Below are 14,551 nucleotides of genomic sequence, written 5' to 3'. Positions count from 1 at the left end.
GACTGTCAAGATGCGCGCAAGGCAGATGTGATCTAGAGCGTGCGGTACTCTTGCGCTCAATAAAAAACGGGCGGAACCAAGGTTCCACCCGTAAAGCATCTAATGGCGGAGGAGGAGGGATTCGAACCCTCGTACCCGCGAAGCGGGTAAACGGTTTTCGAGACCGCCGCATTCAACCACTCTGCCACCCCTCCGTGGGGTATTGGCTATCTAAAAGTGGCGCCCGAAGGCGCCACAGGACTATTCTGGCGGAGAGTCTGGGATTTGAACCCAGGATACGCTTTAGGCGTATACACGATTTCCAATCGTGCTCCTTCGGCCACTCGGACAACTCTCCTCAAAACCGCGGAAGCAAGTATACATTACTTTGCCCCCTTGTGTGAAGCCCATTATTTCTACAATTTTTGCCCACGAACCCAGGCGCGGCAGACCGCGCCGCCCGAGCGCCCGGCAAGGTGCGCCGGCACCCCCCTCGCACAAGAACGGCTATATTCGTAGTTCGCATCGATACGCACCCAACAACGCAGGGAGAAGAACGTGATTCCCGAGCTCATATCCTCCTCTGGGCCAGACGTCACCGCCGTTGCCATCCCCGCATGGCTCGACGCGTCCGCCGTGGCGGTAGGCTCCGTCTCCGGAGTCCTCGTCGCAACGGAGCGCAAGCTCGACCTCGTGGGCTTCATCGTGCTCGCCATGCTCGGCGGCCTGGGCGGCGGCCTCATCCGCGACCTCATCATCCAGCACAACGACGTCTACATGGTCAACTCGCCGTATGCCATCCCCATGACGGTCCTCGTCGGGTGCGGCGGCTTCCTGTTTCCCAGCCTGCTCACGCGGTTCCCGCACCTCATCGAGTGGGTCGACATCATCTCCGTCGGCCTGTTCGTGGCCGCCGGCTCCGACAAGGCGATCGTGTACCACATGAACCCGTGGGCCGTCGTGCTCATGGGCACCGTCACCGGCGTCGGCGGCGGCATGCTCCGCGACATCTTCCTCGGCAACACGCCACGCATCTTCCAGCGCAGCAACTTCTATGCCATCTGCGCCGTCGCGGGCTCCATCGCGTTCTACATGCTCGTCATCCACGCCAACGTCACCGGCGAGTGGGCCACGGCCATCAGCGTCTCCGTCGTCATCCTCATGCGCCGGCTGTCGCTGCACTTCAACATACTCTCCCCGGCAAACGTGGACCTCGCGCCCGTGGTCAAGAAGAAGGTTCGCGTCATCTACCACCTCGCGCAGGAAGATGGAAGAGAGAACTCCAGGCGCATCCTTCGCAAGTTCGAGGGGCGCGACGGCTACCAGATAACCTACGTGCAGCAGCCCTCCCCGGACGACGCGCGCCCCAAACCCGGCCAGGCGCACGCCCCCCGCACGCGCGTGATCGACAGGATAGAGATCGAGGACGACGTCTCCGAGGATGCGGCCCCGTACGCCCCCTCGCCGCAGAGCGTCGGCAACAAGCGGCAGCGCTCCTAGCGCGGCCCCATCAGTGCCGCCCGAACATCGTCGCACTCACGAAGACGCCGCCGAGAAGAGCCCCATGCCCTTCTCGGCGGCGAAGTCTTGCACCTGTCTCTCGCGTTGTCGCAGCCCTGCGCGCGCAGCGTCCTGTCTATCGCAGGCCTTACTTGTTCACCAGGCCATTCCTGACGCGCCACTTGCGGCGCTCCGTCTCGGAGAGGATGCGCTTGCGCATGCGGACGCTCTTCGGAGTTACCTCGACCAGCTCGTCGTCCATGATGTACTCCAGGGCCTCCTCGAGCGTGAACGTCCTAGGCGGCGTCAGCTGCACCGCGATGTCCGCGGTGGAGGAGCGCTGGTTGCCCAGCTGCTTGGTGCGGGCAACGTTCACGACCATGTCGCCGGGCTTGGAGCGCTCGCCCACGAGCATGCCCTCGTAGCAGTCGTCGCCGGGCGACACAAACAGCTGGCCGCGCTCCTGCAGGGTGCCCAGGGCGTACGCGACGGCCTTCTCGGTCGACATGGAGATCATGGCGCCGTTCTGGCGGCCGCCGATCTCGCCGGCAAACGGGCCGTACTCCAGGAAGTTGTGATAGAACACGGCCTCGCCGTGCGTCACGTTCATGATGCGGGTCTTCAGGCCCATGATGCCGCGCGTGGGAATGTGGAACTCAAGATGAGTCTGCTGGATGCCTGCACTCATGTTGCTCATCGTGCCGCCGGCGTTGCCAAACACCTCGATGACCTTGCCGGAGCACTCGTTCGGGCACTCGACGACGGCCTCCTCGATCGGCTCGAGCTTGTTGCCGTTCTCGTCCTTCTTGAACAGGACCTTCGGGCGGCCAACCTGGAACTCGAAGCCCTCCCGGCGCATCTGCTCCATCAGGACGGACAGGTGCAGGATGCCGCGGCCCGCAACCTCGACGCCGGTCTTGTCCGGGGTCTCCTCGATGCGCATGGTAACGTTGTTCTCGCGCTCCTGCTCCAGGCGCTCCTTAAGCTGGCGGCCGCCAACGATGTCGCCCTCGCGGCCAACAAGCGGGCTCGTGCTGGGCTCGAAGATGATGGAGAGCGTGGGCGGGTCGATCTCGATCGGGTCGAGCTCGACGGGGTTCTCGGGGTCGGTGTACACGTCGCCGATGTCGGTGGAGTCAAGGCCCACCACGGCCGCGATGTCGCCGGCCTCCGCCTGCGTGCACTCCTTGCGGCCCAGGTAGTCAAACGTGAACAGCTGCTTCACCTGGCTCATGGCGCGCGAGCCGTCGTTCTTCACAACCAGGATCTTGTCGCCCGCGTGGATGGTGCCAGAGTAGATGCGCCCGATGCCGATGCGGCCCACATAGTCGGAGTGATCCACGGTCACGCACTGCATGGCCAGCGGGCCGTCCACGTCCACGTCCGGCGCGGGCAGCGCGTCCACGATCATGTCAAGCAGCGGGTACATGTCCATGTTGCCGTCATCGGGATCCAGGCGCGCGTAGCCGTTCACGGCAGACGCGTACACCACGTGTTCCATGGCAAACTCAAGCTGGTCGTCGTCGGCGCCCAGGTCCATCATCAGGTCGAGGCAGTCGTTCAGCGCCTTCTCGGGGTTCGCGCCCTCGCGGTCGATCTTGTTGATGCACACCATGATGCGCAGGTTCGCCGCGATGGCGTGCGAAAGCACAAAGCGCGTCTGCGGCATGGGGCCCTCGGCCGCGTCCACCAGCAGAACGGCGCCGTCGGCCATCTTCAGCACGCGCTCCACCTCGCCGCCAAAGTCCGCGTGGCCCGGCGTGTCGATCACGTTGATCTTCACGCCCTTGTACTCGATGGAGATGTTCTTCGCAAGAATCGTGATGCCGCGCTCACGCTCCTGGTCGTTGGAGTCAAGCACGCGCTCCTGAACCTGCTGGTTCTCGCGGAAGGCATGCGTCGCCTTCAGCATCTGGTCAACCAGCGTCGTCTTGCCGTGGTCGACGTGCGCGATGATTGCGATGTTCCTGATGTGCTCCTGGAGCATGTTTACCTCTTCTGTCAATTCAGCGGTGTAACCTGCAAAACTTTATAGCACGCAGACACGTGCAAGAGCGCCACCTGCCGCTTTCCATCTAAACTGCTCGCGGCAGGCAGCCTCAAGACAAGGCCGGCCTGCCGCGCGTCTGGTTTTCTCGGGCGAGAAGGACGTGCCCTCACAGCAGGGGCTCTAGCTCCCCTGCGGGCGCGGGATCGGTCCAGGCAAATCCCTCGCCCATGCCTTTGCCCTTGAAGTATGAGTATGCCGAGTACGACCTGTAGCCCTTCTCGCCAAACTCCAGCAACAGGGCGTCCTGGTACGTGCCGGATTCGTCCGCCACGGCGCCCACGTACGTGATGGCATAGCGCACGGGCTCCCCCACGCCGGATTCCGCGTCGCCCTTGGCCTTCGCAAGCGCGCGCACCTTATCGCGCGCGCCCTCGAGGCACTCCTCGATCCCGTCGTCAGAAAACGAGAAGGACGCGACGTTTCCCTTGGCGTCCGATGCCACCAGCAGCACGTTCACGTCCTCGCCGGCGGCCAGCAGGTCCAGGGCATCCCCCATGAGCGCGGCCGAGAGCCGGTCGAGCTCCGGCGAGATGCCATCGGCCCTCGTTTCGTCTTCGCGTTTGCTAGACATGCGTCCGCCTTTCGAAATCCCGTCGCCTGCCCCTACGAGCGACGGATCAGCTCTGCGATCAGGTCGCTAACCGCCACTACCTGCGACGGGTTCACGTTCTCTGGCACGTCGTCCGATGTTGCGGAAAGCGCCGGCACGCCGTCCGGGCTCATGCCCATGAGTGTCGTCGCGCGCACGGAGTTCTGCATGGCCAGGGTCGCGTCGGTCTCTCCCCAGTCGAGCTTCGCCCTGCCCAGCGGAATGTGCAGGTCCTTTGCTATGCCCATCAGCATCCTGCCCATCCTCCTGTCAGAGCGGCGCGTGTTCGTGCGGCCCTCGTGCGTCAGGAACACCAGGTCCCCCGCGCCAACGGAATCCAGGTTCAGCAGGAAGGCGCCGCGGATGTCGCCGCGGTGCTCCGCCAGGAAGTGCTTCATGCCCGCATGGTCCACGTTCGACGCGCCCAGCGCCACGAAGTAGATGTCGTGCGCCAGCAGTTCGTCGTTGCTCATGCCAAGTATGGCCTGGCGCAGGTCCTCCTGCGTGGGCTCCTGCCCGGCGACCTCCGCGCCCGCATACGCGTCCGCGGGCGCCGCGCCCTGCGCGTAGCCGTCGACGGCATAGCCCTCAGCGCCTGCCGCCGCGTCTGTGCCGGAATCGTTCGCGCCCTGCTGGTAGGCAGAATCGTCCGCCGGGTACAGGTCGTAGCCCTCCGCCTGCGGGGCGGCGTCGTCGGCCTGAGGCTGGTCGTCATAGGTTGGCTGCTGGTCGTCGTAGGCCGGCTGGTCGTCGTACGGCTGCCCATCGTACGGCTGCCCGCCATAGACGCCGGCGGAATCGTCACCGTCGCCCTCCACGACCCTAAAGCCAGAGCGCGTGGTGGCACCGCCCTTCCAGTCTCCGCGGCGACCGGAGTCGCCGTTCTTCTCGTCCTCGCCAAAGTGCTGCCAGTCGCCAATCTTGCGACCGTCCGTCTTCGCGTCGAAGTCGTCTCCCACGCCAAGCCACTCTCCCATGGACTGCTGCTCCGGCTCTGGGTCGCGGCGCTTCTCCCTGTTACCAAAAAGGGACGAGAAGCGCTTGCGTGCCGCGGCAGCTTGCGCCTTTCTGGTTCGCTCCGCGCTTCCGCTCAGGCGGCTGGCCTCGTCTTGCATGGCATGGGTGCCGTTGACCAGGCCGATGGGCTCACGCGTGCCAAGCGGCGCGGAGTCCACCTTCTCGGCGCCGGCCGCAATGGGGGTGCGCCCAGTGCGAAGCGCGCCGGAGTTGCCAATGTTGCCCGTGCCAAACGGGTCGGTCGTAGCCTCGCTGGGATCCGGCAGGTCAAACAGCACGGCGCGGCGGGCCATGCTGTTGTGGGCCGGCCTGAACTCGCTCCGGCCCCAGCTTGGGTCGTCAATCGGCCGCGGCGCCGGGATCTTCTCCGCAGGGGTGTCGTCCTCGATGGGCGCGTCCAGGCCGGATGCGTCCTTTGCGGCAAGCTCCTCCTCGGGAACCTCCTCGTTTGGAACAAAGCTGTAGCCAGACATGGCCCCAGTCGCCTCCGCCTCGGAAGGCAACTGCGACTCTGTCTCCTCCGTTGCATCCGCCGTCTCGTCAACGTCGCGATCCGCCTCGGCGCGCGCCTCGCCATCACCGCCCAGCGGCGCGCCCGCGTCGTCTGCAGGCTCCGTCACGTTCTCGGCGGTGCCGGCCACCGGTAGCGCCTCTACCTCGGCCACTTGCGCAGCGACCTCCGGCACCGTCTCGTCAGCCTGCGTCGCAACCGGAGCCTCAAGCGGCTCGGCGGGCACGGTGTCCTGCTCCGTCGTGTCGTCCGCTGCGGCGGGCTCCTCCTGCGAGGCCGCGTCCTCCGGCTCGTCGTACGTCGGCATGGGCTCCACGCCATCGCCGTACTCGTCCCTCAGCGTGGCGGGGCGAAGCGGCTTAAGGTGAGCCGTCGCCTCAAGGGCGTCAAGCCGCGCGGTGTCGTCCGCAGCCTCGTCCGAGAACTCCTCCTCCGGCGCCGACTGTTGATAAGGGATCGCGTCCGCATCAGGAAGCTGCGAGCCGGGCACCTTCGGGTCGTCCGCCCTAGTGTCGTCGATGACCTCGTAGTCCTCTATTATCGGGGCGTCGTCCCCAATGGAGTCAACGCCAAAGGTTGCGGCAAAGCCGTGCTCCTCCTCCGGCGCCGCTTCGGCCTCTGGCTCGTACTCGGGCGCAGCCTCGTATTCCGACGCGGGCTCAGCTTCGGGCGCAACCTCGGCTTCGGGCGCGGGCTCCGGCCCAAACGATGCATCATGCGGTTCGCCGGCCGGCGCTACATCGTATTCATGGTCGTCGTACGCGCCATCGTCGTCCGTCGCGTCGACACGGTAATCATCGTCGTAGTCCGCCGAGTCTTCCTCGGCATACTCGGCGTACGGCTGCGCGTCCCAATCGCTTGCAGATTCCTGGGAGACGGGGTCGTATCTCTGCGTCGGGTCAACGTTGGCTGCAGCGTGCTCGCCTGGCTCACTCTTGTCGTCGTTTTCCAGGTGGAGCACCGGCATGTCCGCCGTCGAGTCAACCGGCAAGGGTTCCTCGCCCGGTGCCGCATACCTTGCGGGTTTCTGGCGAGCACCATGTCCGGCAAACAGCGACTTCAGCTTCGCCAGGAAGCCAGACGCCTTCTGCTTTTCTTCCGACCGCGCGGGTCCAACGGTAACCAGCTCTTCCCACGAAGTCTCGCCGGCGGCATCATCCTCGGTCGGCACGACGCCCGCACCATCGTCAACGCCCTCGGCCGCAGTGGTCTCGTCCTTCTCGGCGTCATCGCCTTCGAGGGCGGGCGCATCATAGTAGTAGGGCTCCGCCGCGTCATTGCTCACGGGGATGAGAAACTCGTCGTCCTCTGCAGTTGTCTGCTCGGCACCCGCGGCCTCGTCGCCCGTGGAATCCTCGACCTCGTAATCCTCGTCCACGACCGTATCGGACTCGTCGGACTCCCACTCCTGTTCCGGCGCAAGGTCCGCATCAGACGCGGGCGCCTCTGCCACGGCCTGCTCATCCTGCGCGGCTTCCGGCTGCGCGGCAGGTTCAGCGTCGGGCTCGGGCTCGGGCTCAGGCTCGTCCTCATATATGACCTCGGGAACCGCATGGTCGATCGCCGTGTAGTGAGGCTCGATCTCCGGAAGGTCAATCAGGTGGGGCTGGCCGTCGTCGACAGCGGAGGCCGCGTCCATGTGCGCGGTGTCCTCGCGCGACGTGGCGTCGTGCCTATCAGTTGTATGCGCGGGTTCGCCAGCCGGTGCCGCAACGGCATCCGTCGCATAGTCCGATGCGTCCGAAGCGGGTCCACCCGCAACCGGCGTGGCCCCGTCTCCACGCGGCGCGTCGGTCGCGTCAGCCGCAGCGGCTCCCGGCGCCTCGCCCGAGTCGCCCGGTTCGTCGTGCTTCGGCTCTTCTATTACCTCGTACTCCTCAACAATGGGGTACTGCTCGTCGTACGTCACATAATGTATGTAGTCGACTTCGGCGGGCGCGCTCTCTATATAGGGGTTGCCGGCCGCGACGGGAGAATACCTCGTCTCGTCCAGATTCCCTGCCACATGCGGCTGCACGGTGGCAAGCGGTTCGACGTCGCGCGGCGCAACGGCATCGGCAGTCGAGTCGGGCGCGGGCTGTGCCTCGGGCGCCTTGGGCGAGAAGGACGCGGCGTACTTCTCCTCAAACTCCGCCGTGAAGTCCGGGATCTCGGGGACCTCCGGAAGGTTAGAGAGGTCCGGGCGCGGGCGCGGCGGATTGTCGTACACGATCTCGCAGTCAGCCGGAAGAATGTTCAGGCTCCCCATGAAGTCCGGACCGCGGCGGACGTTGTCCTCAAACGGGTCGACCTCCGGAACCTGCGCGGGCAGAGGGGTCGCGCGACGCACGTGCACGTCATGCGCACCAGACACGTCGGCGCGCGGCGCGGGTGCCTCGCTCTTCTCGCCCTGCGGCTCCTCCTCCGTGGCAAAGTCCTCCGGATAGCCGGCGGTCGCCTCGGCAAAGTCCTCGCCCTCTGCGGGCTGCTCGGCCGCGTGCGCGGCGTCGCCGGCGCGACGCGCCTCTACCTCGTCGCGAATGGTGCGCACGCCACCGGCGATGCTTGCAGAGGCCTTCTTGAAGAAGGCGGCAACGGGGTTCGTCGGCACCTCGGGCTTCGCGGCCGGTGCGGCGTTGGCAGCGGCCTCCGGCGCGACGGCGTCGTATGCCTCGGGGTAGTACGCGTCCGCGCCCTCCGCGTCGGACGGCTCCACAGCGGATGGCGAGCCTGCCGCATCTGCCGGCGCCTCGGGCTCCGCCTGGGCCTCCGGCACGGGCTGCGCCTGAGCAGCCTCTTCGGGAGCGTTCTCCCCGGCAACCGCCTCGGCAGGGTAGTAGCCGTCCTCGCCAGCGTACTGCCCCTCGCCGGCAAGCGGCTCCGCATACTCCTCGCCCTGCTGGGCCGGCTCCTCCTGCGGGAGCTCCTCCATCGGCTGACGCGGGTGCAGCGCAACATAGCGCTTCGCGGCATCGTCGGCGGGACGCACCATGTCCATCACGCCCAGCATTGCCGCAAGAGAGGCCTTGTTGTCATTCGCGCCCGTCGTGCAGGGTGCAAACTTCTGATAGATAGCAGAGACTCCCACCGCCAGCAGCGGAAGCGACGCCAGAATGCCCACGATCCAGAATATGTGCCTAAAGCCTTCCGGAAGAAAGCCCAACAGCTGTACCAGCGCGCAGATCGGGACGACCACCGCGCAATAGAACGTCGCACGCTTCAACGTGGGCTGGTACCTTGCGATCTGGGGGCGGCTCAGCAGGTCCTCGTTCGGGCTGTCGTAGTGAGCCACAATCACGATGGGGCGGTTGCCTTTCATCACAAGCGGACCGGTGGCGCGGTGCACACCGATCACGTTCTGGCTGCGACCCCTAGGGCCAATGTTGCCCAGCACGTCACGGCCGGCAAACTCCATGGCAAGCAGCACGAAGGAAGCCGCCACAAGAATGAGGCCCACCGCACCGGCGATGGTTCCCAAAAACCCTGCCAGCAGCATACCCACAAACATAATTATATAAAGCACGTAGTGCGCAAGCTTCCCCTGCGACGGCGCATCAAACTCTTGCATCTGCACGTCGAGGCCGTGCTCCTCCATAAGGGAGCCCATCAGCTCGGCAGCGTCAAGCTCCTCCTGGCTGTTGGCGGGCGAGATGTCGATCTTCTCGTCTAGGTAATCAAGATAGGTGCGAGTTGTCGCCATGCTATTGTCCTTTGCCCCAGGCAACGATTTTCCGCTAGTACTCCATCGTCTGAGTATACGTCTTCTCTTCCCGCGTTTCCCAAACGCGCATAACCTACCCTATATTGGAGGGTAATCAAGCGGCCAAAGGCCACCCGGAGGCACACGGTCCAGGCGCGCGAGCAGGTGCAGATATCTGCCAGGGAAAGTGAGAGCATGGCAAGGCAAAGCAAGAACACCGTGGAAGACGAGTTTGACGATCGCAACAGCGACGACATCCAGGCCTTGCGGCTTTCTTCCCTCATGATCGGCCTCGCGGCCAGCAGGGTGCCCATGCCAACGGCCACAATCCGCTCCCTCTACTATCCGGACCTCGACGAGCAGGCGTTCTTCAAGAAGTTCCAGCGCGACAGAAAGATGCTTTCTACCTGCGGCGTAGCCGTGGTCGAGTCCGGTCGCAACGCCAGCGGGGCACTGTGGGCCATCGACGCGCAGGCGACGTTCGCCCATCCGCAGGAGCTCACGAGGCAGGACGCCGCGTTCATCGACGTTGCGTGCATGCCGCTTGCAAACGACCCGGCGTTTCCGTACCGAGACGAGCTCACACTCGCACTCGCAAAGATAAACCGCAGGTACAACGCAGTGGTGACGCGCCGCGACGCCACCGGCGGCAAACCGTGGGACTCGACCCTTGCCGAGCTTCTGGACGCGCTGCAGGCTCGCCACCCCATAGACGTGCGCTACCAGCCAAAAGACGCTGCCGAGAAGGACTACTGCCTTGCCCTTTACGGCTCCTTCGGCTTCAGGGAGCAGACGTACTTCGTCGCGTGCGAGTATGACAGGGACTCCCGCGCCGTAGCCTCATCCCCGCGGACGTTCCGTCTCGACCGCTTCCGCAAGGTAAGGGCAATCGCCTCGCGAACGTACGAGGTACCGCAAGACTTCTGCATAGGCGACTTCGTCAGGCTCCCGTTCCAGATGGGCGAGGTCACGCTGCGCGCGTCCTTCTCGCCCCTTGGCGCGGCAGGTCACACGGGCGACCCTTGTGCCCCGGGCGTATCCGAGCTTGCCGCACGGGGCTACACGATGGAAGATGGCCTCGTGCAGGGCGTGCCTGTATCGAACGCGCAGGTCGCGGCCGCCTGGTCCATTGACGCCGTCGTCGCGCCCGTGGAGCCAGAGTCCCTGGTGCAGGCATATCGCAACATTCTGCTGGCGGCAAGCGACTGCCAGCCACGGGCCCTCGACCCCTGGCTGGCGGCAGGAAAGTCACATGCAAGTCAGTCCCACCCACGACGGCGCGGTCGCAAGGGAGGAGTGCTCGAGGCTCGGCAGCTTTCCGCCCTCATCGGCTCGCTCGACTCGGAGGGCGCCACCATCAGCGCAAACGTGGTGGCACAGCGCCTGGGTTGCACCATCGCTCATGCAAAGCACCTGCTCAGCCTGCTCATCGACGCTTCGGACGAGGAGAGCCTCAACAGGCTTCCCCTCGCCACGGACGACGACATGAGCGAGGCGGTCCTCCTGTTCGGCACCACCGCCGGAAGGCCCATTCGCCTTACGCTGACAGAGTCCGTGTCGCTGATTGCGGCCCTGTTGCTTGCGGGAGTAGAGCCCCAGGACCCTCTCTTCCAGAAGCTCTCGCAAAGTCTGTCCGCAGCGATCGGTGACGCACCCGCCGTCGCGGGCCTTGCGGCTGCCATGCAAGAACCTTCCTGTCCAAAGGCCCTTCCCACCTGTGCGGATGCCATAACCAGCCGAAACATCATCTCGTTTGCGTACACGTCCACCACCGGACAGCACAGCAGCCGCCTTGTGAAGCCCGGCGCCATCTCGCACCGGAACGGGCAGTGGTACCTCGAGGGCTACGACCTCTCCCGCTCTTCCATGCGCAACTTCAGGATAGACCGCATGACTGGCGTCGCCGTTGCAGAAGGCCACTTCAACGTGCCGAAGGTCGCACCCGACGGCGCGCCCCAGCGCACGATTCGCTTCGTTCTTCTCGACCAGACGCTTGTGGACGCGCTTCTGTGGAACCAGACGAGCTTTACGCCGCTGGCTTCCGGCGCAACGCTCGTGAGCTGCCCCTACTTTGGCGGCACGTGGCTTCCCCGAAGGCTCGCTGCCTGCGGCGGCTCCGTCGTTATCGAGGACGCAGACATGTGCAAGCTTGTGCGCCAGTACGCAAGGTCCGCGCTGCAGGCGTAGTGTCGCCGGTCATTGCCCTTGCCGCACACGCTTGTACATAGCTTGCGGGCGCCCGCGCACCCAGCGCAGACACTCGCAGCATGCCTACTCGTGCGACTTTCGCCACATCTCTATGTATCTGCCCACGTTCTCGCACTCCAGCATGGTGCCGGAAGTCTTGGGCAGGGACGTCAGAAACTGCCGACCGTAACGCTTCGTGACCAGCCTGGAGTCCGCAAGCACCAAAACGCCGCTGTCAGAAGCGCTGCGTATCAGTCTTCCAGCTGCCTGCTTCACCTCGATGACTGCCTCGGGCAGCGAGTACTTCCACCACGCGCGGTCCTCGCGACGCTCTCGCTCGCGCACAAGCGGGTCGCGCGGGCTGGCAAACGGGAGCTTGGGAATCACCACGCAGCGCAGCGTGTCCCCAGAGGCGTCAAACCCCTCCCAGAACGATTTGAGCGCCATCAGAGAGCGGCTCTTGTCCGCCAGAAAGCTCTCGCGAAGGCGTCGGGGAGAAGAGCCCCTTTCCTGGCACAGGACCTCAAGCCCAACGCCGGCGAGCCTTGGCTTCAGCACCCCGTAGGCAAGCTCCATGTCCCTCCTGTTCGTGAACAGGGTGAGCACGGACCCCTCCATGGACCTGTGCACGTCAAACAGCAGGTCGCACAGGCTGTCCAGATAGCGCGGGTCGTTGGGCTGGGGCATGTCCTTCGCAACCACCACAGACATGTGCGAGTCATAGTCGAAGCTCGAATCCAGGCGCACGTCCTTGTGCATGTCCTTGCCAAGCCTGTCGAGTCCGACGGCATGGTCAAAGTGGTCGAAGCTCTTGCCCACCGCGATGGTTGCAGAGGTAAACACGACGCTCTGCATCTCGGGTAGCCACCGCTCGCCCAGGTCGGCACCAATGTCGAGCTTCTCTGCCAGCAGCTTTTCGGAAGACATGTCCTTCTTGCGGCGCGCCACCTGAGCGGAGTACACGTACGTCTCGTCCGTGCCCTCCACTATCAGCCGAAGGCCGTCCTTCAGATCGCCCAGGAAGCGGCCGGCCTCGTTAAGATCGGCGCCAAGCTGGGGCGCCACCTTGCCAAGCTCCTCAACCGCGGAGCGCACGTCCTTCTCGGCCTCTTCGAGCTTGTCAGCCGCAGCATGCCCCGCCTCGGAAAGCGACGCCCACTCCGGCGTGGCGCGCACCTCTTCGTCAAGCCACACCGTGAGGCTGTCGTACCCGCCGCCGGGGCCGGCCACCTTCGCAAGGTCGTGAAGCGCAACAAGTGCGTCCGACATGGCAACCTGCGCCCGCGCACTTGATGCGGCACATTTGGTGAGGAGCCTTATAAGAAGCGTAGACCCCTCCAACCCCGTGGCCTTCGTCATCACGTTGTGGATCGCGCCTGTCTTCGAGCCCCCAAGCAGCTCGAACCCCGTGCGGGCGCGCTCGCCCGAGACCTCCACGGCCCACTGCCGGCGGGCCTCGGCCTCGAAGCCGTGCGCCTCGTCCACCACCCAGTTCCTCACGGGCGGCAGTATCTTCCCGTCCATGTCGATGTCGCGCAGCAGCAGCGAGTGGTTCGTCACGACGACGTCGCTCGACGCCGCGCGGCGGCGGGCCCCATGCACCAGGCACTCGTTCGGGAAGTACGGGCACTTTCCGCGCAGGCACTCCGCGGGCGTCGTGGTCAGAAGCGGCCGAGGGACATAGCGCCACCTGATGCCAAGGGCGTCCAGATCACCATCGGGGGATTGGCAGCTAAACGCATACGTCACCGCGAGCGCCGTCAGGACGTCCTCCTCCACGGCCGCAAGAGACCTGCCAGACTGCCCCAGAAGCTCCTCCGGCAGCGCGTTTTGCACCGCCTGGTCCATCCTGTGCAGGCAGGGGTAGTGGTCGTAGCCCTTGAGGCTCGTGAAGGAGACCCCTCCCAACGCGTCGGAAAGCGCGGGAAGCTCGTGGGTCACAAGCTGGTCGGTAAGCGCGTTGCTTTTTGTGGCCACGCCAACGGTCACACCGTTTCGGCGGGCAAAGTCCACCTCGGGGAGCAGGTATGCCATGGACTTGCCAACGCCCGTACCAGCCTCGATGGCGCGGTGCGTCGACGTGGCGAGCGCGGCCCTTACCTGCAAGGCCATCTCTACCTGCTCGGGACGCGGCTCATAGTGCTCGTACAGCCTCGGCACCACCCCGTCCGGCCCAAACGCAGACCTCACCTCGTCCTGGCTCATCACCCTGAGGTGACCGCTCTTCTCGGCCGCATCGCCGCGCGGCTCCACGGAATCCTCCGCCAGAAGCCCGTGGCGCAACTCCTTCAAAGAGAACGGAGCGTCCACGTTGTCCTTCTGGAGCATGACGTGCCTGATAATCGGCCTGAACGACCATTCGACGTCCTCGTGCATCTGGGCGAGAAGGGCGAGCATGCCAACCGGCAGATCGCTTAGGCCAAGAAGCAGAATGCGCCACATGCCGCAGAGGGCGTCCACGTCTGCCATCGCCCTGTGCGTGACAGAATCGCACCCGAAGGCCTGGGCCATGTCCGAAAGCCTGTGAGACCGCAGGCGGGGCAGGGCGATCCTGGAAAGAGACAGGGTGTCGATCCAGTTGTCTGTCACGTCGCGGCCGCCCGACACACCCTCGATAAACGTCCTATCGAACGTCGCGTTGTGCGCAAGGACCGGCGAGCCGGCAACGAACTCGGACAGGGAGTGGACTGCGTCCTCGGCAGAGGGGGCATCCGCTACGTCTACGTCAGATATGTGCGTAAGGGCAGTTATCTCCTTCGGTATGGGACCATGGGGGTGCACGAAGGTCTGGAAGCGGTCCACGATTTCCCGTCCGCTCAGGCGCGCCGCGGCAATCTCTATGAGGTCGCAGTTCTTGAACGAGAGCCCCGTCGTCTCGGTGTCAATAACGACGATGTCCTCCTCGAGCGGGCCGAAGTCTGTCGTGAGAGCACGCTCCTCCAGTGACAGATACCTTTCCCTGACGGAGGAGGGTGTCCCTGGCATGAGGAGTGACTCTACGGTCGTCGAGGGAGCCTTGGTCGCTTCTGCCTTCGCCAT

General features: G+C 65.0%; 6 protein-coding genes and 2 tRNA genes. 2 read left to right on the top strand and 6 right to left on the bottom strand.

The window, feature by feature from the left end; genetic code table 11:
- Nucleotides 1-103: 103 nt before the first annotated feature.
- Both HF885_RS04965 and HF885_RS04960 read right to left on the bottom strand, forming a co-directional pair.
- Nucleotides 104-194: transfer RNA gene (locus tag HF885_RS04965), tRNA-Ser, on the bottom strand.
- 52 nt (nt 195-246) lie between these two features.
- A tRNA-Ser gene (locus HF885_RS04960) sits at nt 247-337 on the bottom strand.
- Between the two features lie 200 nt (nt 338-537).
- Here HF885_RS04960 and HF885_RS04955 point away from each other — a divergent pair.
- Nucleotides 538-1,479 carry a trimeric intracellular cation channel family protein gene (locus tag HF885_RS04955; protein ID WP_170103830.1) on the top strand — a complete coding sequence of 314 codons (942 nt, stop codon included), beginning with the start codon at nt 538-540 and terminating at the stop codon, nt 1,477-1,479.
- A 148-nt stretch (nt 1,480-1,627) separates the two neighbouring features.
- On the opposite strand, the gene typA is transcribed toward HF885_RS04955, so the two are convergent.
- From typA to HF885_RS04940, 3 genes are all read right to left on the bottom strand, one after another.
- Complete coding sequence (gene typA / locus HF885_RS04950; RefSeq protein WP_170103829.1) at nt 1,628-3,466, bottom strand: translational GTPase TypA; 1,839 nt, start codon at nt 3,464-3,466, stop codon at nt 1,628-1,630.
- A gap of 169 nt (nt 3,467-3,635) precedes the next feature.
- Nucleotides 3,636-4,100, bottom strand: a complete 465-nt coding sequence (locus HF885_RS04945; protein WP_170103828.1) for a hypothetical protein — start codon at nt 4,098-4,100, stop codon at nt 3,636-3,638.
- A 32-nt stretch (nt 4,101-4,132) separates the two neighbouring features.
- Nucleotides 4,133-9,325 carry a hypothetical protein gene (locus HF885_RS04940; protein ID WP_170103827.1) on the bottom strand — a complete coding sequence of 1,731 codons (5,193 nt, stop codon included), beginning with the start codon at nt 9,323-9,325 and terminating at the stop codon, nt 4,133-4,135.
- Nucleotides 9,326-9,520: 195 nt separating this feature from the next.
- Here HF885_RS04940 and HF885_RS04935 point away from each other — a divergent pair, with 195 nt between their 5' ends.
- The gene (locus HF885_RS04935) at nt 9,521-11,512 is read left to right on the top strand and encodes a helix-turn-helix transcriptional regulator (protein WP_170103826.1); all 1,992 of its coding nucleotides are present in this window, start codon (nt 9,521-9,523) and stop codon (nt 11,510-11,512) included.
- Between the two features lie 84 nt (nt 11,513-11,596).
- Here the strand turns inward: HF885_RS04935 and HF885_RS04930 are convergent, their stop codons facing one another.
- Nucleotides 11,597-14,551 carry a helicase C-terminal domain-containing protein gene (locus tag HF885_RS04930; protein ID WP_170103825.1) on the bottom strand — a complete coding sequence of 985 codons (2,955 nt, stop codon included), beginning with the start codon at nt 14,549-14,551 and terminating at the stop codon, nt 11,597-11,599.

Source organism: Parafannyhessea umbonata (assembly GCF_012844235.1).
In the GTDB taxonomy this organism is placed as follows: Bacteria; Actinomycetota; Coriobacteriia; order Coriobacteriales; family Atopobiaceae; genus Parafannyhessea.
The sequence above is the reverse complement of the archived record's forward strand: the minus strand, read 5'-3'. Positions and strand labels throughout refer to the sequence as shown.

What these genes read in the sequence shown, in the direction of transcription:
- typA (WP_170103829.1), bottom strand. Translation starts at nt 3,466, where the DNA reads ATGCTCCAGGAGCACATCAGGAACATCGCAATCATCGCGCACGTCGAC.
- HF885_RS04935 (WP_170103826.1), top strand. Translation starts at nt 9,521, where the DNA reads ATGGCAAGGCAAAGCAAGAACACCGTGGAAGACGAGTTTGACGATCGC.
- HF885_RS04940 (WP_170103827.1), bottom strand. Translation starts at nt 9,325, where the DNA reads ATGGCGACAACTCGCACCTATCTTGATTACCTAGACGAGAAGATCGAC.
- HF885_RS04945 (WP_170103828.1), bottom strand. Translation starts at nt 4,100, where the DNA reads ATGTCTAGCAAACGCGAAGACGAAACGAGGGCCGATGGCATCTCGCCG.
- HF885_RS04930 (WP_170103825.1), bottom strand. Translation starts at nt 14,551, where the DNA reads ATGGCGAAGGCAGAAGCGACCAAGGCTCCCTCGACGACCGTAGAGTCA.